The 19927-nt window shown below is 69.7% G+C and carries 21 protein-coding genes; 15 read left to right on the top strand and 6 right to left on the bottom strand.

What is annotated here, in order from left to right:
• Positions 1-126: 126 nt before the first annotated feature.
• The 10 genes from ACOJUJ_RS18820 to ACOJUJ_RS18775 all read left to right on the top strand — a co-directional run bounded on the left by ACOJUJ_RS18820 (position 127) and on the right by ACOJUJ_RS18775 (position 8794).
• Positions 127-312 carry a hypothetical protein gene (locus tag ACOJUJ_RS18820; RefSeq protein WP_420128438.1) on the top strand — a complete coding sequence of 62 codons (186 nt, stop codon included), beginning with the start codon at positions 127-129 and terminating at the stop codon, positions 310-312.
• A 22-nt stretch (positions 313-334) separates the two neighbouring features.
• A complete protein-coding gene (locus ACOJUJ_RS18815; protein WP_420128437.1) occupies positions 335-2983 on the top strand; it encodes a M1 family metallopeptidase in 2649 nt (882 codons plus the stop codon).
• Positions 2980-4017, top strand: coding sequence for a polysaccharide deacetylase family protein (locus tag ACOJUJ_RS18810; protein ID WP_420128436.1), 1038 nt, complete (start codon positions 2980-2982; stop codon positions 4015-4017). Before ACOJUJ_RS18815 ends, ACOJUJ_RS18810 begins: the two co-directional genes overlap by 4 nt.
• A 27-nt stretch (positions 4018-4044) precedes the next feature.
• On the top strand, positions 4045-4317 hold the full coding sequence (locus ACOJUJ_RS18805) for a DUF433 domain-containing protein (protein WP_420128435.1): 273 nt from the start codon (positions 4045-4047) through the stop codon (positions 4315-4317).
• Positions 4318-4683, top strand: coding sequence for a DUF5615 family PIN-like protein (locus ACOJUJ_RS18800; protein WP_420128434.1), 366 nt, complete (start codon positions 4318-4320; stop codon positions 4681-4683). It abuts the gene before it with no gap.
• A gap of 110 nt (positions 4684-4793) precedes the next feature.
• On the top strand, positions 4794-5246 hold the full coding sequence (locus ACOJUJ_RS18795) for a hypothetical protein (protein ID WP_420128433.1): 453 nt from the start codon (positions 4794-4796) through the stop codon (positions 5244-5246).
• A 140-nt stretch (positions 5247-5386) separates the two neighbouring features.
• Entirely contained in the window at positions 5387-7036 is a 1650-nt protein-coding gene (locus tag ACOJUJ_RS18790) for a 4Fe-4S dicluster domain-containing protein (protein WP_420128432.1), read from the top strand.
• A 262-nt stretch (positions 7037-7298) separates the two neighbouring features.
• Positions 7299-7904 carry a matrixin family metalloprotease gene (locus ACOJUJ_RS18785; protein ID WP_420128431.1) on the top strand — a complete coding sequence of 202 codons (606 nt, stop codon included), beginning with the start codon at positions 7299-7301 and terminating at the stop codon, positions 7902-7904.
• A 120-nt stretch (positions 7905-8024) separates the two neighbouring features.
• Entirely contained in the window at positions 8025-8426 is a 402-nt protein-coding gene (locus ACOJUJ_RS18780; protein ID WP_420128430.1) for a hypothetical protein, read from the top strand.
• 182 nt (positions 8427-8608) lie between these two features.
• Positions 8609-8794, top strand: a complete 186-nt coding sequence (locus ACOJUJ_RS18775) for a hypothetical protein (protein WP_420128429.1) — start codon at positions 8609-8611, stop codon at positions 8792-8794.
• A gap of 298 nt (positions 8795-9092) precedes the next feature.
• Here ACOJUJ_RS18775 and ACOJUJ_RS18770 read toward each other — a convergent pair whose 3' ends face one another.
• On the bottom strand, positions 9093-10442 hold the full coding sequence (locus ACOJUJ_RS18770) for a TldD/PmbA family protein (protein ID WP_420128428.1): 1350 nt from the start codon (positions 10440-10442) through the stop codon (positions 9093-9095).
• Positions 10443-10445: 3 nt separating this feature from the next.
• The gene (locus ACOJUJ_RS18765) at positions 10446-12062 is read right to left on the bottom strand and encodes a TldD/PmbA family protein (protein ID WP_420128427.1); all 1617 of its coding nucleotides are present in this window, start codon (positions 12060-12062) and stop codon (positions 10446-10448) included.
• A gap of 104 nt (positions 12063-12166) precedes the next feature.
• On the opposite strand from ACOJUJ_RS18765, the gene ACOJUJ_RS18760 reads away from it, so the two are divergent.
• The gene (locus tag ACOJUJ_RS18760; protein ID WP_420128426.1) at positions 12167-13507 is read left to right on the top strand and encodes a protoporphyrinogen/coproporphyrinogen oxidase; all 1341 of its coding nucleotides are present in this window, start codon (positions 12167-12169) and stop codon (positions 13505-13507) included.
• Positions 13508-13735: 228 nt separating this feature from the next.
• Here ACOJUJ_RS18760 and ACOJUJ_RS18755 read toward each other — a convergent pair whose 3' ends face one another.
• A complete protein-coding gene (locus ACOJUJ_RS18755; RefSeq protein ID WP_420128425.1) occupies positions 13736-14650 on the bottom strand; it encodes an NAD(P)/FAD-dependent oxidoreductase in 915 nt (304 codons plus the stop codon).
• Positions 14650-15096 carry an Rrf2 family transcriptional regulator gene (locus tag ACOJUJ_RS18750; protein WP_420128424.1) on the bottom strand — a complete coding sequence of 149 codons (447 nt, stop codon included), beginning with the start codon at positions 15094-15096 and terminating at the stop codon, positions 14650-14652. Before ACOJUJ_RS18750 ends, ACOJUJ_RS18755 begins: the two co-directional genes overlap by 1 nt.
• Positions 15097-15512: 416 nt before the next feature.
• On the opposite strand from ACOJUJ_RS18750, the gene ACOJUJ_RS18745 reads away from it, so the two are divergent.
• Positions 15513-16208 (top strand): hypothetical protein, encoded by a 696-nt coding sequence (locus ACOJUJ_RS18745; RefSeq protein ID WP_420128423.1) that lies wholly within the window; start codon positions 15513-15515, stop codon positions 16206-16208.
• Between the two features lie 25 nt (positions 16209-16233).
• Here the strand turns inward: ACOJUJ_RS18745 and ACOJUJ_RS18740 are convergent, their stop codons facing one another.
• Together ACOJUJ_RS18740 and ACOJUJ_RS18735 are read right to left on the bottom strand one after the other, a co-directional pair.
• Complete coding sequence (locus tag ACOJUJ_RS18740; RefSeq protein ID WP_420128422.1) at positions 16234-16419, bottom strand: hypothetical protein; 186 nt, start codon at positions 16417-16419, stop codon at positions 16234-16236.
• 94 nt (positions 16420-16513) lie between these two features.
• Positions 16514-17116, bottom strand: a complete 603-nt coding sequence (locus ACOJUJ_RS18735) for a hypothetical protein (RefSeq protein ID WP_420128421.1) — start codon at positions 17114-17116, stop codon at positions 16514-16516.
• Positions 17117-17228: 112 nt separating this feature from the next.
• Between ACOJUJ_RS18735 and ACOJUJ_RS18730 the strand changes: the two genes are divergently transcribed.
• The 3 genes from ACOJUJ_RS18730 to ACOJUJ_RS18720 form a co-directional block, all read left to right on the top strand.
• A complete protein-coding gene (locus ACOJUJ_RS18730; protein WP_420128420.1) occupies positions 17229-17846 on the top strand; it encodes a TetR/AcrR family transcriptional regulator in 618 nt (205 codons plus the stop codon).
• A gap of 10 nt (positions 17847-17856) precedes the next feature.
• Positions 17857-18780: a nucleotidyltransferase domain-containing protein gene (locus ACOJUJ_RS18725; RefSeq protein WP_420128419.1), complete on the top strand. Its 924-nt coding sequence runs from the start codon at positions 17857-17859 to the stop codon at positions 18778-18780.
• A partial coding sequence (locus ACOJUJ_RS18720) for a threonine synthase (RefSeq protein WP_420128418.1) occupies positions 18780-19927 on the top strand: 1148 nt, incomplete at its 3' end. The genes ACOJUJ_RS18725 and ACOJUJ_RS18720, both read left to right, overlap by 1 nt.

The raw sequence follows: 19927 nt of genomic DNA, 5'->3' as shown, positions 1-19927 counted from the left end.
CGCGGCGGCTTTTTTTCTATCTGGCGCCCGCGGCGGGGGCGGGGGCGCCGCCGTTGGGGGGGGGGGGCCCCCCGCGTCTACGTTAGGTAGACTCCCTCGCATGCGTTTCCAGCCGGAGGTGCGCCCATGGCCCGGTTCTTCATCCGACCGCAATCACCGCGCGGTGTTACGCTGGGCGTGGCGGTGGTGCTCTGGCTGGTGGGCGCGCTGGAGATGCTGGCGGGCATCGAACTGCCGGGCGACCTGGGCCAGATTGCGCTGCTGGCCGGGGGCGCGCTGCTGATCCTGGGCTGCCTGCTCAAGGGACTGTGAAGTACCCCGTTCCGGACTCGTGATGACGTTTCGACGTGCTTTCTCCGTTCTTGCCGGCGCGGCGCTGGCGTGGGCCTCCTCGCTGGGCGCGCAGGCGCCGCGGACGCCATCCATGGACGAGCTGATGCGCCCCGGCGTGTCGCTGGAGCTGGCGCGACACCGCGCCGCCACGCTCAGCGGCGTGCGCTACGGGCTGGGGCTGGACGTGACGGCGCAGGATAGCGCGCCCGGCCGCGTGACCATCACCGTGCAGCGCGCGGCGGGCGCGGGCGACCTGGTGGTGGACTTTCGCGGCCCGTCGCTGGGCATCGTCACCGCCAACGGGGAGCGTGTGACGGATGGCGAGTGGAAGAACGGCCACCTGCGCATCCCCGCGCGCTGGCTGCGCGACGGGGAAAACACCGTCGTGGCGCACTTTGTCGCGCGCATCGCGCCGGCGGGGGCCAGCATCATCCGCTTCAACGACCAGACGGACGGCGCCACGTACCTCTACACGCTGCTGGTGCCCGCGGACGCCAACCAGCTCTTTCCCTCGTTCGACCAGCCGGACCTCAAAGCGCGCTTTCGCTACAGCATCGTGGCGCCGCGCGAGTGGAAGGTGCTGGCCAACGGCCCCGGCCGGCGCGAGGAGCAGGGCCAGACGGCGACGTGGACGTTCGACGAGACGGAGCCCATCAGCACCTACCTGGCGGCGTTCGCGGCGGGACCGTGGCGCACCTGGACGGACGCTCCGGCGGGCGACGGCCTGCCCATCACCCTGTACGCGCGCTTCAGCCGGGCGGCGGAGGTGGATGCCGACACGCTGCTCGGCGCCAACCGGCGCGCGGTGCGGTGGCTGGAGCGGTACTTCGCGGTGGACTATCCCTTCGCCAAGTTCGAGATGCTGCTGGCGCCCGCCTTTCCGTTCGGCGGGATGGAGCACGTGGGCGCCATCTTCTACAACGAGAACCAGTTCATCTTTCGCGAGGCGCCCACGCTAGGGCAGCAGATCGGCCGCAAGTCCACCATCTACCACGAGGTGGCGCACCAGTGGTTCGGCGACCTGGTGACCATGGAGTGGTTCGACGACCTGTGGCTCAAGGAGGGGTTCAGCACCTACGTGGCGGCGCGGATGCAGGACGAGCTGGACCCCGGCAGCGAGGCGTGGAAGACGTTCTACCTGCGCAACAAGCCGCTGGCGTACGCCACCGACCAGACCAGCGGCACCACGCCCGTGTGGCAGGAGCTGGCGAACCTGGACCTGGCCAAGAGCAACTACGGCCCCATCGTCTACAACAAGGCGCCCGCCATCCTGAAGCAGCTCAACTTCATGGTGGGGGATTCCGCGTTCCGCGCGGGATTGACGCTCTTTCTGCAGCGCCACGCGTACGCCAACGCCACCTGGCGCGACCTGCTGAACGCGCTGCGGGACGCGTCGGGGATGAACCTGGACGCGTTTGGCGAGCAGTACATCCTGCGGGCGGGGATGCCCGTCGTCGAAACCTCGCTGCAGGTACGCGGCGGGACCATCGCCGGCCTGACCCTGCGGCAGCGGCCCGCGCGGGAGCTGGCGGGCGACCCGGGCGGGTTCTGGCCCATCCACACGCAGGTGCGCCTGGCGTACACGGGCCGCGAGGACGTGGTGATCCCCGTCAGCGGCGCGGCGCAGACGATCGAGGTGGCGGCGGCGCGCGGGCTGCCGGCGCCGGACTACGTGTGGAGCAACGAGGGCGACTACGGCTACGGCCTGTTTCTGCTGGACGAGCGCAGCCGCGAGTACGTGGCCGGGCACGTGGGGGACGAGGGCGACGGGTTGCGCCGCGCCATGCTGTGGGGCGCGCTGTGGGACGAGGTGCGCGAGGCGCGGATGGACCCCGCCCGCTTTGCCCGCATCGTGATGCGCGAGCTTCCGCGCGAGCGCGACGAGCAGATCGCCGGGCTCAACATGGGCCGCGCGTGGACGGCGATTTCCACCTACGCGGTCCGCGGCGCGGACGACCCGCTCTACGGCGAGTGGGAGCGGCTGCTGGTGACGCGCTCGGCGGATTCAACGCTCAGCTACGGCGCGCGCAAGGCCGCGCTGGACATGCTGGTGGGCACGGTGCGCACCGACGCCGGGCGCGCGATGCTGCGCGAGTACCTGGCCGGTGCGCGTACCTTCGAGGGCGAGGCGGTCAAGCAGCCGACGCGCTGGGGGATCGTGGAGCGGCTGATCGCGCTGGGCGAGCCCGATCCGGACGCGCTGATCGCGGCGGAGTCGGCGCGCGACACCACGGCCGACGCGGGGCGGCGCGCGTTCGTGGCGGGCGCGGCGGTGCCGGCGGCGGACGTAAAGGCGCAGTACTTCGGCCGCTTTCTGGACGATCCCAACCTGAACGAGGAGTGGGTGACGGCGGCGTCCGGCAACTTCAACACGGCGGCGCACTCCGCGCTCACGCTGCGGTACCTGCGGCCGTCGCTGGACCGGCTGGAGTGGATCCGCGACAACCGCCGCATCTTCTTTTTGCCGCGGTGGATCAGCGCCTTTATCGGCGGGCACACGTCGGCCGAGGCGCTGGCCGTGGTCGACCAGTTCCTTGCCGAGACGCCGGAGCTGCCGGCCGACATCCGCCGCAAGGTACTGCAGTCGCGCGACGAGCTGGAGCGCACCGTCCGCATCCGCGAAGCCGCCGCCCGGGCGAGCCGCCGATGAGCGAGTCGCGCCCGATGCCGGCGTATCTGCGGACCGCGCTGTTCGGACTCCTCGCCTTTACGATGCTCGTCGTGGGGATCTCCATCGTCCGTCCGGCGGCGTCCGTTACCCCGGCGGTGGAGATGGAGGGCGCCGCTGTCACGCCGCCGCGGCAGGCGGAGCGGCAGGTGGCCATCACCTTCGACGACCTGCCGGCGGTGGCGCAGGGGGACCGCTCCCTGACCACGTACGAGCGCATTACGGACGGCCTGCTGCGGGCGCTGGCGGAGCACCGCGTGCCGGCCATCGGCTTCGTCAACGAGGAAAAGCTGCTGACGGCGGGCGAGGTGGACTCGGCGCGAGTGGCCACGCTGCGGCGGTGGGTAGGCGCGGGGCTGGAGCTGGGCAACCACGCGTATTCGCATTCCGACTTTCACACCACGCCGGTCGACGCGTACATCGCGGACGTGGCGCGTGGCGATTCGGTGACGCGCGCGGTGATGCAGGCGGCGGGTAAGCGGCCGCGCTTCTTCCGTCACCCGTTCCTGCACACCGGCCGCACGATGGAGGATCGCCAGCGCTTCGAGGCGTTCCTGGCGGAGCGTGGCTACCGCGTGGCGCCGGTGACGATCGACAACCACGACTACCTGTTCGCCGCCGCGTACGATCGGGCGCCGGACGCCGCCACCCGCACTCGCATTGCCGACGAGTACGTCCGCTACATGGAGGCGGTGACGGCGTACTACGAGCAGCAGGCGTTGGCGATCGTGGGCCGCGAGATTCCGCACGTGCTGCTTCTGCACGCCAACAACCTCAACGCCGAGCAATTTGGCCGGCTGGCGCGGATGTACCGCGGGCGCGGCTACACCTTCATCCCGCTGGAGCAAGCGCTGGCGGATTCCGCCTACGCGTCACCGGATAGCTACACCGGCCCCGCCGGCATCACCTGGCTGCACCGCTGGGCTCTGACGGCTGGGAAGCGCGGCGCCATCTTCGCCGGCGAGCCGGAGGTGCCGGAGTGGGTGCAGGCGCTGACCCGGCGGACACGGGGCTGAAATCCGGAACCCAATCCATTATCATCCATGGTGTACGAAGACGCTAAAAGCGAGGCGATTATGGACTGGCGTGCCTATATCCACGCAGACCCCGCCATTCTGACGGGCAAACCTGTCGTACGGGGTACCCGGCTGTCGGTAGATTTCCTGCTCGAGCTGTTTGCCCAGGGCTGGACCCACCAGCAGGTACTCGAGAACTACCCGCAGCTGACGGCTGAGGGTCTACGGGCAATTTTCGCGTTCGCTTCCGAGGCGATGCGTGAGGAATCGTTCTATGCAGTGCCCATCGGCGCCGCCTGAATGCGCTTCCTGACGGACGAGAATCTATCCGCCGTTAGCATCATGCGTCTGCGAGAGGCAGGCCTGCATGTGGAGGCAGTCGGCGAGATCTCACCCTCGGCTCCAGATGAGTGGGTTCTAGCCCATGCTCGTGCGAACGGGCAGATCCTTATCACGTTCGATAGGGACTTCGGCGAGCTGGTTTACCGCCGTGGGGCGGCCGTTCCTCCCGGTATCATCTATCTCCGGATACCACCGGCCGGGCCTGATTCTGCTGCGCGCGCAGTGCTGGACCTCCTCCGTATTCCGGATTTTGTTCTTGTGGGATGGTTCACAGTCGTGGACGCCGACAAGGTGCGCCAACGTCCGCTGTGGTCATCGGAGTAGATTCTGGAGTCCTATTGCGCGATTGATGCGGATGTGGACGGATCGGAGTTAGATTGATGGACGCGCAGCTCCGGTGAGGGCGGCGCGTTCGCCTTTTTGCGTGTGGATGAATGTCCCTGCTCGCGGTGTGGCTCACGACGCTCGGGGTGGCGGTGGCGAGCGCGCTGATCCCCGTCATCAACATCGAGCTGTACCTGCTGGGTGCGGCGGCGCTGGCGCCATCCGCGATGGCGGTGCCGCTGGTGCTGGCGGCCACCATCGGGCAGATGATCGGCAAGGTGGTGATGTACTACGCGGCGACGGGGGCCGTAAAGCTGCCGGGCAAGCGGCTGCGGGCGGCGCTGGAGGGGATGAACGCCACGCTGCGCGACCGCCCGCGCTCCGGCGGCGCGCTTGTGTTCGCCAGCGCGGCGGCGGGCTTTCCCCCGTTCTTCATGGTGACGGTGGCCGCGGGCGCCGCACGGATGAACCTGGCGATGTTCATCGTGCTGGGCTTTCTGGGCCGGCTGATCCGCTTCGCAGTGATCGTGGCGCTGCCGCACCTGGCGAAGGACGTCCTTTGACGACGCCACGGACATTCGCCGCGCCTCCTTCCACTTTCGCACTCCCGCACTCTCGCACTTTCGCACTTCATCCCCTATAATCCGCCGCGACTTTCCAGCAGACGCGACACGAAACCGGCTTTCAGCCCCACGGAGAACGCATGGCAGGCACCGTCCTTCCCGTCCGCCACCAGCCGCCGCTTCCGCGCGAGCGGATGATCGTCACGGACGCGCCCGACGCCGAGGCGATCGAGATGGACGTCGTCATCGTGGGCGCGGGCCCGGCGGGGCTGGCGTGCGCGATCGAGCTGGCGCGCCTCATCCAGAAGGACACCGAGGCCGGCGGCACCCTGGGCGAAACGCAGATCGCCGTGCTGGACAAGGCGTCGGCGTTGGGCGAGCACAACCTGTCCGGCGCCGTCGTCAACCCGCGCGCCTTCCGCGAGCTGTTTCCCGAGCTCAAGGACGAGGACTTTCCGTTCAAGGACCGGGTCAACAAGGAATCCGTCGTCCTGCTCACGGAGACGGGCTCCATCCCCATCCCCACGCCGCCGCCCATGCACAACGCGGGTAACTTTACCGCGTCCATCAGCGAGATCTGCCGCTGGCTGGGTGATAAGGCCGAGGGGCTGGGCGTGAACGTGTTTCCCGGCTTCCCGGTTGACTCGCTGCTGGTCGAAGGCCAAACCGTGCGCGGCGTGCGGACCACGCCGTCGGGCCAGAGCCGCGACGGCAGCGGCGGCGAGCCCCCCACGGACCTGACCGCGCGGGTCACCGTGCTGGCGGAGGGGACGCGTGGCGCGCTGGGGCAGGCGTGGACGCAGTGGCAGGGGATCAAGAGTGACAACCCGCAGATCTTCGCCCTGGGCGTAAAGGAGCTGTGGGAAACCAAGGTGCCGCTGGACCGCATCGTCCACACGCTGGGGTGGCCGCTGCCGCGCGACGCGTTTGGCGGCAGCTTCATGTATCCGCTGGAGCCCAACCTGGTCGCCATCGGCCTGGTCGTGGGCCTGGACTACCGGCAGACCACGCTGGACGTGCACCAGATGCTGCAGCGGATGAAGCAGCACCCGTACTTCCGCAAGTACCTGGAAGGCGGCGAGATGGTGGAGTGGGGCGCCAAGACCATCCCCGAGGGCGGCTACTACGCCCTGCCGCAGCGCAAGAGTGGTGACGGCGTGGTGATGGTGGGTGATACGGCCGGCTTTGTGGACGTGCCCTCGCTCAAGGGGATCCACTACGCCATGCAGAGCGGGATGTTCGCCGCTCGCGCCATCTTCGAGGGGCTCAAGAAGGGCGACGTGTCGGCCGCCTCGCTCTCCGCCTACGACACGATGGTGGAGGGCAGCTACATCCGCGACGACCTGTACAAGAGCCGCAACCAGCGCCTTGCGTTCAAGGACGGCTTTTTCGTGGGCGGCTTCAAGGCGGGGCTGATGACGGTCAGCGGCGGTCGGCTGTTCGGCCGTCGCATCGAGATGCACGCCGACGCCGAGGTGCCGCGCCAGGTGACGCCCGCCACGCCGTTCTCGCCCGACGGCAAGCTGACGTTCAGCAAGGTGGACGCGGTGTTCAAGAGCGGCAACCAGACCCGCGACGACATCCCCAGCCACCTGATCGTGGGTCAGGACGTGCCCAAGGAAGTCGCCGAACTGTACGTGCACATGTGCCCCGCCGGCGTGTACGAGCTGAGTGGCGACAAGCTGGTGGTGAACGCGCCCAACTGCATCGACTGCAAGGCCACGGACGCCATCGGCCCGCGCTGGACCCCGCGCGAAGGCGGCAGCGGCCCGTCGTACAAGCGCATGTGACGGCGGTGGATGGATGACGGACGATGCCGGGCGCTCCACGCGGGGCGCCCGGTATTCGTTTGGGCACGCTGGGAGACAGGTTGGCGGAATCTGGTGAGAGCGATTGAAATCGCGGCAACGACTTCACGCCGTCCGCCTTCGCGGACAAAATCAATCGCGGCCGACAATCTGCATCGGGCGGCGGCCATCCGTAGCCTTCTCAGCCATCGCACGAGTGAAATCTGTAGATGACGAGCATTGCACCTGAACTCGCTCGGCAAGCGTGCGGCTGAAGGGCGTCAAGCTCCGCCGTGCCGTGCCGCGGCGCAGGCGGAAGCTGCGGCCGGTGGAGCTGATCCCGGCGGGCGGGGTGGACCGCGGGCTGCTCGACGAGCTGGGGCAGGCACTGCAGGCGGAGCTGGGGGTGCAATGGCGCGTGGGCGACGCGCTGCCGCTGGACGAGGCGTGGAGGGAAACGGAAGGCGGGGCGTATCGCTCCATCCACCTGATGCACGCGCTGATGGACCGCGTGCAGGGCGGGGCGGGGAAGCGCGCGGGGCGGACGTGGCGGCTGGCAATAGCGGACGCCGGCCTTTGCGTGGAGGGGGTGGGCGAGGTGTTTGGCGAGGCGGCGATGGAGGGGTGCTGCGCCGTCGTGGGCGTGGCGCCGCTGCGCGCCGGGTCGGGTGCCGACGGGCAGGTTCTGCGCGCCCGGCTGCTCACCGTGGCCGTGCACGAGCTGGCCCACCTGGCGGGCGTGGCGCACTGCAGGCGCGCATCGTGCGTCATGTATCCCTCCCGGCATATTGCCGATACCGACCGCAAGAGGCACACATTCTGCGCTGAGTGCCGCCGCACGTTGAACTTGCGTGGGTTACAAGAGACTTGACGCCCGCGACGCATTGAGCCTAACTTGACGCTCGATCCGGTTCCGTCCCTATCGCGCCACCTTCCTCACCGCAGTTTGCCGAACACGCAGAACCCGGCCTCGCGCCTCGGAGGAATGCCGATGGGCTCCGATACGCCCCGTTCGCTGCGCCGCGCCTATGTCGACTGGGTGGAGGAGCAGATCGAGGAGTTCAAGGAGCGGATTCCGCGCTCGCACCTGCTCGCCATTGCGGACGAGGTGGTGACGGATCTGCGGATGAACCCCGACGGGCAGTACCAGCTCACCGAGCTGCTGATGTGCAACGCCATGGACCGGCGCATCTTCAGGATGCTCAAGCTGCCGGGGTACCGTGCGTGGTGCGCCCAGCGCGCCGCCGAGCGCCAGCAGAACACGGTGATCAGCTTTCCGCTCCCCGACCGCTTTGTGTCCACGCCCGTTGCGGCCCCGGCGCAGGTAGCCGTGCCACGGATCGCCATCGTGGCCGAAGAGGACGAGCCGGAGCGCCTGGCGTGTGTCGGATGAACGCGGCGGGCATGTAACGGAGTGACACGTACGGGGTAACGCGCTACGACGGCCGCTCTCGCAACCTGTTGCGGGGCGGCCGTTTGCGCATACTTGCGCGTTCGGTACGGCAGGTGCATCTTCCAGCGCCGCCCGAACGCGTTGATTTCGCGCGGGGCTTCTCTGTCATTGGTTCAAGCCCGATGTTTTTTGACGATCACGCCGACATGGAGTCGGCGGACCGCTTTCCCGCGGTGGGGATCGTGGTGCACGACAACGCGCCGGCGCCGCGCCGCGCGCCGCGCGTGGCGTTCGTGTGGGGCGGCGAAGACGCCGCCACGCCGTCCCTGCCCTTTGGACGCTGGAAGCCCGGAGCCCGCGCCGCGTAAAAAACGCGCCGGATCCTGGCCCCGGGAGCAGACGGCGGGTGAGCTGAACGCGGCTCACCCGCCGTCTTTTGGTACGAAGGTACGAAGGTACGAAGGTACGAAGGGTACGAGAGTACGAAGGTACGAAAGTACGCCTCCGGGCGGTTGAAGCCTCGCGCGGTTTGCGAGGCTTCCCGCGTTTGTTGCGGCGGCTTCAGCCGCTCCCGCACAACGAAGCGGGCGGACCGCCACCCTCGGCAGTCCGCCCGCTTCATTCCGTACTCTCGTACTTTCGTACTCCGTACCTTCGTACCTCTTCTTACACCGCGTCCGAAAGCGAGGTGAAGGTAAAGTCGCGCGACTTGACCGCGGGCACCATCACCGAGCCGCCGGCGCCGTCTTCGGAGGCGTTCACCCGCACCGGCTCGCTCATCGCCTCGATGTTGTTGAGCATGAAGATGGGCGACTCGTTCCAGCGCAGGTTCTTGACCGCCGACGTGATGCGCCCGTTCTCGATCAGGAACGTGCCGTCGCGGGTAAGGCCCGTGAACAGGATGGTGCGCGGGTCCACCGGGCGGATGTACCACAGGCGCGTCACCAGCAGGCCGCGGTCGGTGGAGCGGATCATCTCCTCCACGCTGCTGTTGCCGCCGCTCATCTGGTACGAGGCGGGAAAGCCCGTGGGCTGGCGGTTGTTGCGCTGCGCCCAGAACCGGTTGTACACCAGGTCCTTGAGCGTTCCGTTCTCAACCCAGGTGCTGGCGTTGTTGGGCAGCCCCTCGCCCGAGAACGGGATGGTGGCCGTGCGTGGGTCCGCCGGGTTGGTGGTGATGGTGACCCGCTCGTCCAGGAACTTTTCGCCGATCTTGTTGCCGCCGCCCTGCTTGCTGAAGAACGAGCGGCCCTCGTCGGCGTTGCGGGCGTTCATGGAGAACATCATCAGGTTGACGAGGTTCGCCACCGCCGTGGGCTCCAGGATCACCGTCCACTCGCCGGGCTCGACCGCGCGCGGGTTGCGCGACAGCTCGGCCTTGCGGATGGCGCGCTCGCCCAGCTCGGCAAAGTTCAGGTCGCTGAAGTTGTTGCCGCCGCTGCCGGCCCAGCCGCTGCCGGTGCCGTCGGGGGTGCGCACCGTGGTGGTGAAGCTCACCCCCGTGGCGCGGGCGTAGGCGAACAATCCCTTCTTGTTGGCCACCGTCTGCGAACCGGCAAAGTGCGTAAGGAACCCGGTGCTGATCAGGTTCTGCCGCGCCGCGGGGGCGGTAATCTCCATCACCGCGCGGGTGCGCTCTTCGGGGCTCAGGTTGGCCGTGGCGTCGAAGAACGGCTCCACCGGCAGGTACTGCTGCGGCGTAAGCTCGCCCATGTACTCGGGGTCCTCGGGCACCAGGCGGGCCAGCCGCTCCGACATCTGCACCACCTGCCGCAGCGACTCGTCGTCGAAGCGGTTGGTGGTGGCCGACGCCGTCTTCTTACCAAAGGCGCTGGTGATGGTGATGTTGGCGTCGTACGCGTCGCCGGCCGTGGACACCTGGTTCACCGCGAAGCGGGTGTTTCCCTCGGTGCCGCTGTTGATGTTGACGCGCGCCTCGTCGGCCGTGGAGAACGAGAGGACCTTCTGGGCCAGGGCCTCGGCGTCCGCGCGCGAAAGATAACGGGGTTCGGGCATTGCTCAGGCTCTCCGGCCGGTGTTGATGACGTTGACGCCGCGGAACCGCGCCGCGGGGCAGCCGTGCGACACGGCGTTGCTCTGCGAGGGCTGTCCCTTGCCGTCGTTGAACGATCCGCCCACAAAGTAGGTGCTCTGCCCGCCGATCATGTCCATCCCGTTCCAGAACTCGGGCGTCCGCATCTGGTACGCCACGTCCTTGAGCGGGCCGGTGATGCGGCCGTTCTTGATCTCCTTGAACACCTGCCCGCCAAACTGGGCGTTGTAGCGCTGCTGGTCGATGGAGAACGAGCCGTCGCCGTCGATCAGGATGCCGTTCTCGATCCCCGACACCAGCTCGTCCACGCTCACGTCGCGCTCGGCGTTGGGGAGCAGGTTCACGTTGGGCATGCGCTGGAACTGCACCGCGTCCCAGCTTTCGGCGTAGCTGTTGCCGTGGCTGCGCACCGGCTTGCCGCTCTGGCGGTACCAGTCGGCCAGCCAGGGCGCCTGCTCGCGCGTGGTCTGCAGGTCGTTCAGAATGCCGTTCTTGACGATCAGGTACTCGTCGGGCTTGACCCCCTCGTCGTCCCAGCCGATGGACGACAGGCCGCCGGGCATGGTGCGCTCGCCCTGGATGTTCATGAAGTCCTGGCCGTAGCGGAACTTGCCCAGGAAGTTCTCGATGGGCGAGATGAACGAGGTGCCGGCGTAATTGGCCTCGTACCCCATGATGCGGTCCAGCTCGGTGGGGTGCGCGATGCTCTCGTGGATGGTGAGCCACAGGTGCGTGGGCAGCAGCACCAGGTCGTAGCGGCCCGGCTCTACCGGCTTGGCGGTCAGCTTGGCCACGGCCTCCTCGGCCCAGCGGGGCGCGTTCTCCACCAGCCGCGCGTCGCGGACGTGCTCGTACCCCATGGCGCGGGGCGCCACGTCGGTGCTCTGCCGGTTCTGGAAGTCGCTGCCGTCCGCCGCCACCGCCGTGATCTGCATGAGCGGATACGAGCGGTAGATGGTCTGCTCGATGTACGAGCCGTCCGTCGAGGCGAACGTCTTGCCCAGGCGGGTGCTGAACATCACCGAGTTGACGAAGCGGGCGCCCTGCACGCCCAGCGCCGCGGCGTTGGCGCGCAGCAGCAGGTCAACCTTCTCTTCGATGGGCACGTCGAACGGGTCGATCTCCACGGGCGACGACCACTTGCCGTCGACGACGCGCTCCACGGGCGCCAGCTCTACCGGGCGCTGGCGGGCGGAGGCGTTGGCGCGGGCCTGGGCCACGGCCTGCTGCGCCACGCGCACCACTTCTTCGGCGTTCAGGTCGCGGCTGGCGGCAAAGCCCCACGAGCCGTTGGCGATCACACGGATGCCGAAGCCGTAGGTTTCGGCGTCGTTGAAGAAGGTGATCTGCCGCTCGCGGGTGCCCAGCGCCTGGCTGCGGTTGGCGGCCAGGCGAAAGTCCGCGTAGCTGGCGCCGGCGCCGCGGGCGGCGTCGATCGCCCGCATGGCCAGCTCGCGGCTTACCGCCGCGTCGACCGGGTCCATCGGCACGGCGGCCGAGGCCAGTCTGGGCAGGATTGCCGATCCTGCACCCAGCGCGGCGGTGGCCGCCGCGCTCTGCAGGAGGAAGTCTCTGCGCTTCATGGGTACTCCAGATGGAGGGTTGGGGATGGGACTGCGGAAACTAGAACGAGCGTCCGTACGGCGCAACTCCGCTCCGGCGCGGCGGTTGCGTAGGGCTGCGCGGCATGAGCGCGCGTGATCTCTCCGTCGCCGTCTGCGGCGCCGGCCCCGCGGGGCTGGCGGCCGCCCTGCGCCTGCACTCCGCCGGCGCCTCCGTCACCGTGTTCGACGCGGCGCCGCACGCAGGCGGGCGCACGCGTACGGACGCGGCGGACGGGTGGCGCATCGACCCCGGCGTGCAGCTGTACAGCGCCAGCTACGCGCGCTTCTTTGGCCTGCTGGGCGCCGCGGGGGCGGGCGCGCTGGCGGAGCGCTCCCCCGGCCGCGACGCGCTGTGGCGAAAGGGGCGCGCGCACGAGGTGGTGTACGGCTCGCCCACCAGCATGCTGGCCTCGGGGGCGCTGCCGCTGCAACTCAAGCTGCGGATGGGCGCCCAGTACCTTCCCTATCTGCAGCGCCACGGCGGCGACCTTGACCTGGGTGCCCTGGAGCGCGCGGCGGCCGCGGGGCTGGACGCGGAGTCCATCGCGGCGTGGGGCCGGCGCGAGCTGGGCCGCGACTTCGTGGACCTGCTGGCCGCGCCGCTGCTGGCCACCCTGTACGGCACGCTGCCGGACGAGGCCAGTGCCGGCTTTTACCACGCCCTGGGCCGCCAGGGGCTTAACCTGGAGGTGCGGGCCCTGCGCGGCGGCGCCGACGGGTTCTGCCGCGCCGCGGCGGACCGCCTGCGCGAAGCCGGCGCGGCCCTCCACCTTTCCACCCCGGTGAGCGAGGTGCATACGGCGGAGGACGGGGTCCAGGTTTCGGGCGAGGGGTGGAACGAGCGATTTGGCGCGGCGGTGGTGGCGCTGCCCGCGCCGGAGGCACACCGCGTTGCTAAATTTTTGACACCCGAGGCCGCGAAAACGTTGCACGGCGTGTCCGTGCGGCCGGCCGCCTCGCTGGCGCTGCTGCTGGACCGCCCCGCCGGCGTGCGCTGGTTCGGCCTTTCGTTCGCCCCCGGAGAGGCGCGGAACGTGGCCGCCGTATGCGTGCAGGAGAACAAGGTGGGCGGACTGGTGCCGCCCGGCAAGGGCCTGCTGGTGGTCTTTGCCCTTCCGGACGCGGCGCGGCGGCTGCTGGGCGCCACGGCGGACGACGCGCTCGCCCTCCTTCTCCCCGACGTCGCCCGTGCGCTGCCGGGGGTGGACCGGGCCGTCGTCGGGGCGCGCTTCTACGACTGGCGCGACGGGTGGACGATCTTTAGCCCCGGCTCGCTGGGCCGCCTTCCCGCGCTGCGCTCGCTGGCGTGGGACTCCGCGCCGCGCGCCGTCCTCGCGGGCGACTGGATGTACGCGCCCACGGTGGAGGGGGCCGTCACCTCCGGCCTCGCCGCCGCCGACCGGCTTCTATCGCGCGTCGCCTGATCGGTCGCTTCTCCCGGAACGGATTTCACGCGGAGGCGCGGAGGGAAAAGGAGGGCCGCGGAGAAGCCAGTGCCGCGCTTCGAGTTCCTCCGCGCCTCTTCTCTTCCTCCGCGCCTCCGCGTGATCAATCCCCTTCTTTCCATCGCGGATGATCGGGGGATCCGCGCCCTCCATCCACCCCTGTGGGACGAGTGGCGGATGCGCGATGCCGGGCGCTCTCCGTGCGGGTCAGATGGAGGGAAACGCGAGCGACTGGTGCGCGCCGAAGCCCGCCATTACGCCCTCGGCCGCGGCCAGGGTGGCGTTGGGCGGCACCCGCGTGGTGTCGCCGGCGGCGAACACGCCCGGGAACGTGGTCAGCTTGCGGGGATCCGTGCGGATCATGGGGCCAAACGGCCCCTCCTCGATCTCGCACCCCAGCTGCTCGGCCAGCGGGCTGGCCATGCTTGTGAGCACCTGCGTGAACAGCGCGTCGATGGGGATCATCGTCCCGTCCTCCAACCGCACGGCGGAAAGCTCCAGCCCCTCGCCGATCAGCGCGGCCACGGGTCGCTCCTCGATGCGCACGCCGCGGGCGGCCAGGGCGGCGCGCTGCTCGCCGTCCGGCTGCATCACGCCGTGGGTAAAGAGCGTGACGTCCGGGCTCCACTCGGTGACCAGCAGCGCCTGGTGCACGGCCATCTCGCTCCGCGCCAGCACGCCGAAGCGGCGGTCCGCGACCTCGTAGCCGTGGCAGTACGGGCAGTGCAGCACCGACACACCCCAGCGCTCGCGCAGCCCCGGGACGTCCGGCAGGTCGTCGGCGACGCCCGTGGCCAGGACCAGGCGCAGCGCGGCGACGGTCGATCCGGACGCGAGATCCAGCTCGAAGCCGTCGCCGGCGGCGCGGGCGTGCGTCACCTCGTCGGCAAGATAGGCGGTGGTGGGGTACGCCAGCACCTCGGCGCGGCCGGTGGCGAAGATGTCGGCCGGTGCGCGGCCGTCCTGGCCCAGAAAGCCGTGCGAGGCGTGCGCAAACCGGTTTCGTGGGCGGCCAGAATCCACCACCAGCACGCGCCGGCGCGCCCGGGCCAGCTGCATCGCCGCGGCCAGCCCCGCAAAGCTGCCGCCGACCACCACCACGTCGTATCGATCGGAAACCATCATCCCTCCTCCGTGTCCGTGCCGTGCCCCTGGCCGCGCGCCTGGGCCGCCACGTCCGCCAGCGTGATGCGGGACAGGCGCGCCGCCAGCAGGGCTTCGGCGTCGTGTAGAAAATCGTCCAGCGTTCCCGCAACGGCCCGCTGCACGCGGCACCCCGGGTTTCCTCCGCTGAAGTCCAGGGCGAACAGCAGCCGCTCGCCCAGCGCCGCGTGCACGTCGCGCAGCGTGACCAGCGCCGGCGGCCGCGCGAGCGTCCATCCGCCGCCGTGCCCCTTGGCGGATGCCACCAGCCCCGCCTGGCGCAAGCCGGCGAGCGTCCGCCGCACCACCACCGGGTTGGTGCGGGCGCACGCCGCCAGGTGCTCGGACGTCGCCGGCTCGCCGGGCCGCTCGGCAAGGTGCATCAGGACGTGCAGGGCGACGGAGAACCGATTGCTGCGTTTCATGTAACCTACATTGTTACATGACGCGCTCCAAGTCAAGTCTCTTGAAGCTGCGTGGTTGTTCCAGAGCCCAATTCCAGGCTGCCGATCAACCTCCCCGAAACCAGTCATCCTGAGGGAGCGCCGCGCGAAACCGTAATCCACGCAACCGCTTGCGCGCGACCGAAGGACCTTCTCTCCGCCATCGTGAGGCACGCTCTTGGGCAGAGATCCAGCCCCACGGTTCTGCGGGCAAGGTCCTTCGGTCGCCGCCACGGATCCTGCAGAGGCAACGCTTTGCGCGGCGGCTCTCTCAGGATGACTGATTGGCGGTGAACGGTCGAGCAACATCCACCGAGGTTTCGAGCACTTCGCGGGCGGGCTAAGTTGTCGGCGATCATCGGCCCAATCGTACTTCGTACTCTCGTACTTTCGTACTGATGGATTTTCCCGAGCTGTTGGACCCCGACCTCTGGTGCCCGCTTTCGGACCGCGAGCGCCGCGATCTGCTCGCGCGCGCGCTGCTGGACGCGCTGGAGGGCTCGCCGGGGGTGCGCGACACGCGCATCGAGGCGGGGACGGTGGACCGGCCGTACGACTACACGGCGGTGGTCGAGGCGGACGTCGGCAACCTGAAGACGCCGCTCTGGTCCGACGCCCGCGCGCGGATCTTCTGCGATCCGTCCATCCACTCCGCGAATCGCAGGCAGCTGGCGCCCGGGCTGGAGCTGCGCAAGGCGGCGGAGCGGCTGCGGTCGCGGCTGGACGTGCGCTTTTCGCTGGAGACGCGCGGGCTGACGATGAAGATGTCGCCCGAACCGGGAGTGGAGCGCACCTGGACGGCGGAGCGCGCCCGCTTTCGCGATCGCACGGCGGTGAGCCGCGAGGACGTGATCGAAAAGGCGGCGGACGTGGACCTGCGCGACCTGCTGGCCCACTTTTACAGCGGCCCGTCGCTACGCGCGGTGGCGGAAGATGGAACGGCGTTCCTGCTCCCCGCCGCGTCGGAAGAGGAGGGGCGGCTGGTTACCCTTTGCCTGGCGTGCCGCCACTGGGCGGAGGGTTCGGAGGCGAGGTGCCCCGACTGCGGCGGGCCGGTGGAAACGGTGCTGGCCGCCCGCCCGGCGAGACGTTAGGCGGGGGCGGCCAGCAACGTGGATCTCAGTTGCGCTGCGCGGCGGTCCAGTTGCAGCAGGGTCCACACGACTTGCAGATGTACACACCGTTGGTCTCGCTGACGGCGCTCCCGATGTCCGTGGGGGCCGCCTCGTTCTTTACCGCGGGTCCCCTGGTCGTCGCGAACGACTTGATCTCGAGCGCGTCGATGTTGAGCCGGATCGTCTGCATTCCGTCCTCCTGGGATGGTCGTAGGCTGAGCCCGTGCGTGCTGGGATGGATCCAAGATCGCGGAACTCGACGCGCTGGTGCAAGTGGTGTTGGATTAAGGTAGCGTGGATCGCGCGGGGGGCTTGGTGCGGCGCAGTTCCGCGCCAACCATGATCACCCAGATCGACTGCCCCAGCACAACCCCGCCGAAGCCGTGCACGTCCAGCGCCAGATGGCCAGAGAAGAGGATGAGCAGGGTGACGGCGGCGACGGCGCAGCCCAGGATCCCCGCCGCGCGCCGCAGTAGCCGCGTCCGCACGATTTCCATCGACCACAGCCCGATGGCGGCGGACGACGCGGCAACCAGAACTTTCGCGTACGCCTGGTTCAACGCGCCGTTGTAGCGCAGCACCGCGGCGGTTGCGGCCCGCGCCTCGCCCTGCGACGCGGCGAACTGTGCGATGAGGTCGGAAGCCAGGAACCCGCTGGCCACTGTGGCGAGCAGCGCGGCCACGGCGCCCAGTCCGTAGAACGCCAGCGCCAGCTCGGACAGCGCGCCCCGGGCCGCCAGCCGGCGCGTGAGCACCCATCCGCCGTAGAAGCCGATGGTCGCCCCCGTCAGGCCGAGCGCGTGCACCGCCAGCGCGAGCGCCGCGTGTCCTCCGCCCGTGGGGTGGACCGCCATCGTGACCAGCCCCATGACCGCCCCAGCGATCATGCACCCTCCGCCCAGTGGCTCGCGCCGCATTGACCCCGTCCGTGTGCAGGTGGCATTGTCCTCCGCGCGGAGTGTATGCGGTGATTTTGCCGCTGTCAGCCGGGAGAACGGGATGATGAACAGGCCGCCGCGGAGTGTTCGGAAAAAGGGGGAGGACCGGCGCGTGGTGCGCACCCGGCAGGCGCTGGGCAGCGCGCTGGTGGAGCTGATGCTGGCCCGCCGCTTCGACGACATCAGCGTGCAGCAGGTGCTGGATCGCGCGCGGGTGGGGCGCGCGACGTTCTACGCGCACTTCCGCAACAAGAACGACCTGCTGCTCAGCGACACCGAGCGCTTTTGGGGCGTGCTGGAACGGAGCTTTCTGGCCAGCGTGGGTGACTCGCGGCGGGTGGCGCCGGTCGCGGAGCTGTTCGCCCACGTGGCGGACTACCACCGGTTTACGCGCGCGCTGGAGCAGTCGGCGCTGCGCGAGCCCGTGTACGACCTGCTGACCGGGCTCCTGGCGCGGCTGATCGAGCGGCGGATGGCGGAGCTGTCCCCGGCTGCCGGAACCCCCTCGCTGCCGCCGGCCGCCACCGCGCGCATGTTCGGGGCGGCGCTGATAGAGATGATGCGCTGGTGGCTGAACCGCGGCGCACAGCCTGGCGCGCGGGAGATGGACGCGCAGTTCCATGAGATCGTGTGGGGCGGCCTGGCCCGCATGGCGCCGCAACCCATCGAATCGACGTGAGATACCGACGTTGACCGATTTCGCTCCCGTCGGCGGCGCCACGCCACACCTTCAGCAAACGGCCCGCGCGACATCCTCCACGACGCCCGCCAGCGCACCGCGCTTTCCCGCGCGCGTCCAGGCGTACCTGGACGCGGTGGTGGCCGGCTGCCGCGCCGGGCGGCACCCGCTGGTGAGCGTCGCTGTCTTTGGCAGCGCCGCGCGGGGCGGCTTTTCGCAGCAGGTGTCGGACGTGGACCTGATCGTGGTGCTGGCCGACGGCGCCACGGACGAAGCGCGGGCCGAGGTGCACCGACTGGTGGCGCGGCTGGAGGAGGCTCACGGCTTCCGCCCCCGCGACGGCCGCCGCAAGAGCGCGCTGGAGAAGTTCATCGACCGCGCGGCCGGGAACGCGCTCTCCTGCTTCGTCTGCACGGCGGGCGACCTGCTGTCCGGGAGCGTGGCGCGGGTGCTGGGGCTGCGGCCGCACGAGGCGCTGCTGGTGGACCGCATCGTCTTCGCCAGCATCATCGCCTCGGCCGTGACCGCCTGGGGCGAAGACCTGCTGCCGCGCGTCCCCGTGCCGCCGATCCGCAGGTTGGACGTGTACAAGGCGCTCTTGGGCCTGCACGGCCAGCTGGTGCTGATCAACGCGTCGTACGCCCTGCTTCCCGGCGCAACGCGGCACGCCATGGCGGCGCTCAAGCACTCGCTGCACAATTGCTTCTTTGTGTACGAGATGCGCGCGGAGACGCTGGAGCACGAAGTGGCGTTCTTCAGGGCCCGTCTGGGTGGCGGCGACGTGCTGGACGAGCTGCTGAGCCTGCGCGGCCACTACCGCGACGATCGTGGATTCGTCCTTCGCTGCATCCCCACGGTGCTTCGCCTTCACCGCATGACCGCGCGTGAGAACCGCTTTCCGCGCGCGGTGACCCGACCTTCTACCGAACCATGATGACCGACACGCTTCCCGCCGGCGGAGCCACGCACCTGGAGTGCACGCGCTGCGGCGCACGGTACGAAAGCGAGCAGCCGCACCGCCTGTCGCCGTGCTGCGAAAAGCCGCTGTATCCGCGATACGACCTGGAGGCCATTGGCCGGCGCCTGTCGCGCGACGACCTGGCCGGGCGCCCGGCGGACCTGTGGCGCTACGCGGAACTGCTCCCCGTGCGCGACCCCGCCAACGCCGTGCGCCTGGGCGAGGGGTGGACGCCGATGATCGACACCCCGCGGCTGGCGGCGCGCATTGGCGTGGCGCGGTGCTGGGTCAAGGACGAGGGGCAGAATCCTACCGCGTCGTTCAAGGCGCGCGGGCTGTGCATGGCCATCAGCCGCGCGAAGGAGCTGGGGATCACGGAGGTCGCGCTCCCCTCCGCCGGCAACGCGGGGAGCGCCACCGCCGCCTACGCCGCCGCCGCGGGGATGCGCGCGCACGTGGTGGTGCCGCGCGACACGCCCCACCCCATCGTGGAAGAGATGCGCGCGCTGGGCGCCGACGTGGAGCTGTTCGACGGCCTGATCACCGACTGCGCCGCCCGCGTGGCCGAAGGCGCGCGGGAGCACGGCTGGTTCGACCTGTCCACGCTCAAGGAGCCGTACCGCGTGGAGGGGAAGAAGACGATGGGGTACGAGGTGGCCGAGCAGCTGGGGTGGCGGCTTCCGGACGTGATCGTCTACCCCACCGGCGGCGGCACCGGGCTGGTGGGGATGTGGAAGGCGTTCGACGAGATGGAGCGGCTGGGGTGGATCGGCTCCGCGCGGCCGCGAATGGTTTCGGTGCAGGCCAGCGGCTGCGCCCCCATCGTCCGCGCGTGGGAGCAGGGGACGGAGTACGCGGAGCCCTGGGCAGGCGCCCACACCTACGCCAGCGGCCTGCGCGTCCCCCGCGCCGTGGGCGACTTTCTGATCCTGGACGCCGTCCGCGCCTCCGGCGGCGCCGCCATCGCCGTGGACGACGACGAGATGCGCGCCTGGACACCGCGGGTGGGCGCCGACACCGGCATCTTCTGCGCGCCGGAAGGCGCCGCCACGGCCACCGCCGCCGCCCACCTGGTCGCATCCGGCCACATCCATCCCGGCGACAAGGTGGTGCTCTTCAACAC

The sequence above is a fragment of the Longimicrobium sp. genome (assembly GCF_048594345.1).
Taxonomy (GTDB): domain Bacteria; phylum Gemmatimonadota; class Gemmatimonadetes; order Longimicrobiales; family Longimicrobiaceae; genus Longimicrobium.
Note: the sequence above shows the minus strand (reverse complement) of the source record. Positions and strands in the feature narration are given on the sequence as shown.

Bases quoted from the DNA above. Each gene is read 5' to 3' on its own strand.
- ACOJUJ_RS18820 (WP_420128438.1), top strand. From the start codon at position 127: ATGGCCCGGTTCTTCATCCGACCGCAATCACCGCGCGGTGTTACGCTG.
- ACOJUJ_RS18815 (WP_420128437.1), top strand. From the start codon at position 335: ATGACGTTTCGACGTGCTTTCTCCGTTCTTGCCGGCGCGGCGCTGGCG.
- ACOJUJ_RS18810 (WP_420128436.1), top strand. From the start codon at position 2,980: ATGAGCGAGTCGCGCCCGATGCCGGCGTATCTGCGGACCGCGCTGTTC.
- ACOJUJ_RS18805 (WP_420128435.1), top strand. From the start codon at position 4,045: ATGGTGTACGAAGACGCTAAAAGCGAGGCGATTATGGACTGGCGTGCC.
- ACOJUJ_RS18800 (WP_420128434.1), top strand. From the start codon at position 4,318: ATGCGCTTCCTGACGGACGAGAATCTATCCGCCGTTAGCATCATGCGT.
- ACOJUJ_RS18795 (WP_420128433.1), top strand. From the start codon at position 4,794: ATGTCCCTGCTCGCGGTGTGGCTCACGACGCTCGGGGTGGCGGTGGCG.
- ACOJUJ_RS18790 (WP_420128432.1), top strand. From the start codon at position 5,387: ATGGCAGGCACCGTCCTTCCCGTCCGCCACCAGCCGCCGCTTCCGCGC.
- ACOJUJ_RS18780 (WP_420128430.1), top strand. From the start codon at position 8,025: ATGGGCTCCGATACGCCCCGTTCGCTGCGCCGCGCCTATGTCGACTGG.
- ACOJUJ_RS18775 (WP_420128429.1), top strand. From the start codon at position 8,609: ATGTTTTTTGACGATCACGCCGACATGGAGTCGGCGGACCGCTTTCCC.
- ACOJUJ_RS18770 (WP_420128428.1), bottom strand. From the start codon at position 10,442: ATGCCCGAACCCCGTTATCTTTCGCGCGCGGACGCCGAGGCCCTGGCC.
- ACOJUJ_RS18765 (WP_420128427.1), bottom strand. From the start codon at position 12,062: ATGAAGCGCAGAGACTTCCTCCTGCAGAGCGCGGCGGCCACCGCCGCG.
- ACOJUJ_RS18760 (WP_420128426.1), top strand. From the start codon at position 12,167: ATGAGCGCGCGTGATCTCTCCGTCGCCGTCTGCGGCGCCGGCCCCGCG.
- ACOJUJ_RS18755 (WP_420128425.1), bottom strand. From the start codon at position 14,650: ATGGTTTCCGATCGATACGACGTGGTGGTGGTCGGCGGCAGCTTTGCG.
- ACOJUJ_RS18750 (WP_420128424.1), bottom strand. From the start codon at position 15,096: ATGAAACGCAGCAATCGGTTCTCCGTCGCCCTGCACGTCCTGATGCAC.
- ACOJUJ_RS18745 (WP_420128423.1), top strand. From the start codon at position 15,513: ATGGATTTTCCCGAGCTGTTGGACCCCGACCTCTGGTGCCCGCTTTCG.
- ACOJUJ_RS18740 (WP_420128422.1), bottom strand. From the start codon at position 16,419: ATGCAGACGATCCGGCTCAACATCGACGCGCTCGAGATCAAGTCGTTC.
- ACOJUJ_RS18735 (WP_420128421.1), bottom strand. From the start codon at position 17,116: ATGATCGCTGGGGCGGTCATGGGGCTGGTCACGATGGCGGTCCACCCC.
- ACOJUJ_RS18730 (WP_420128420.1), top strand. From the start codon at position 17,229: ATGATGAACAGGCCGCCGCGGAGTGTTCGGAAAAAGGGGGAGGACCGG.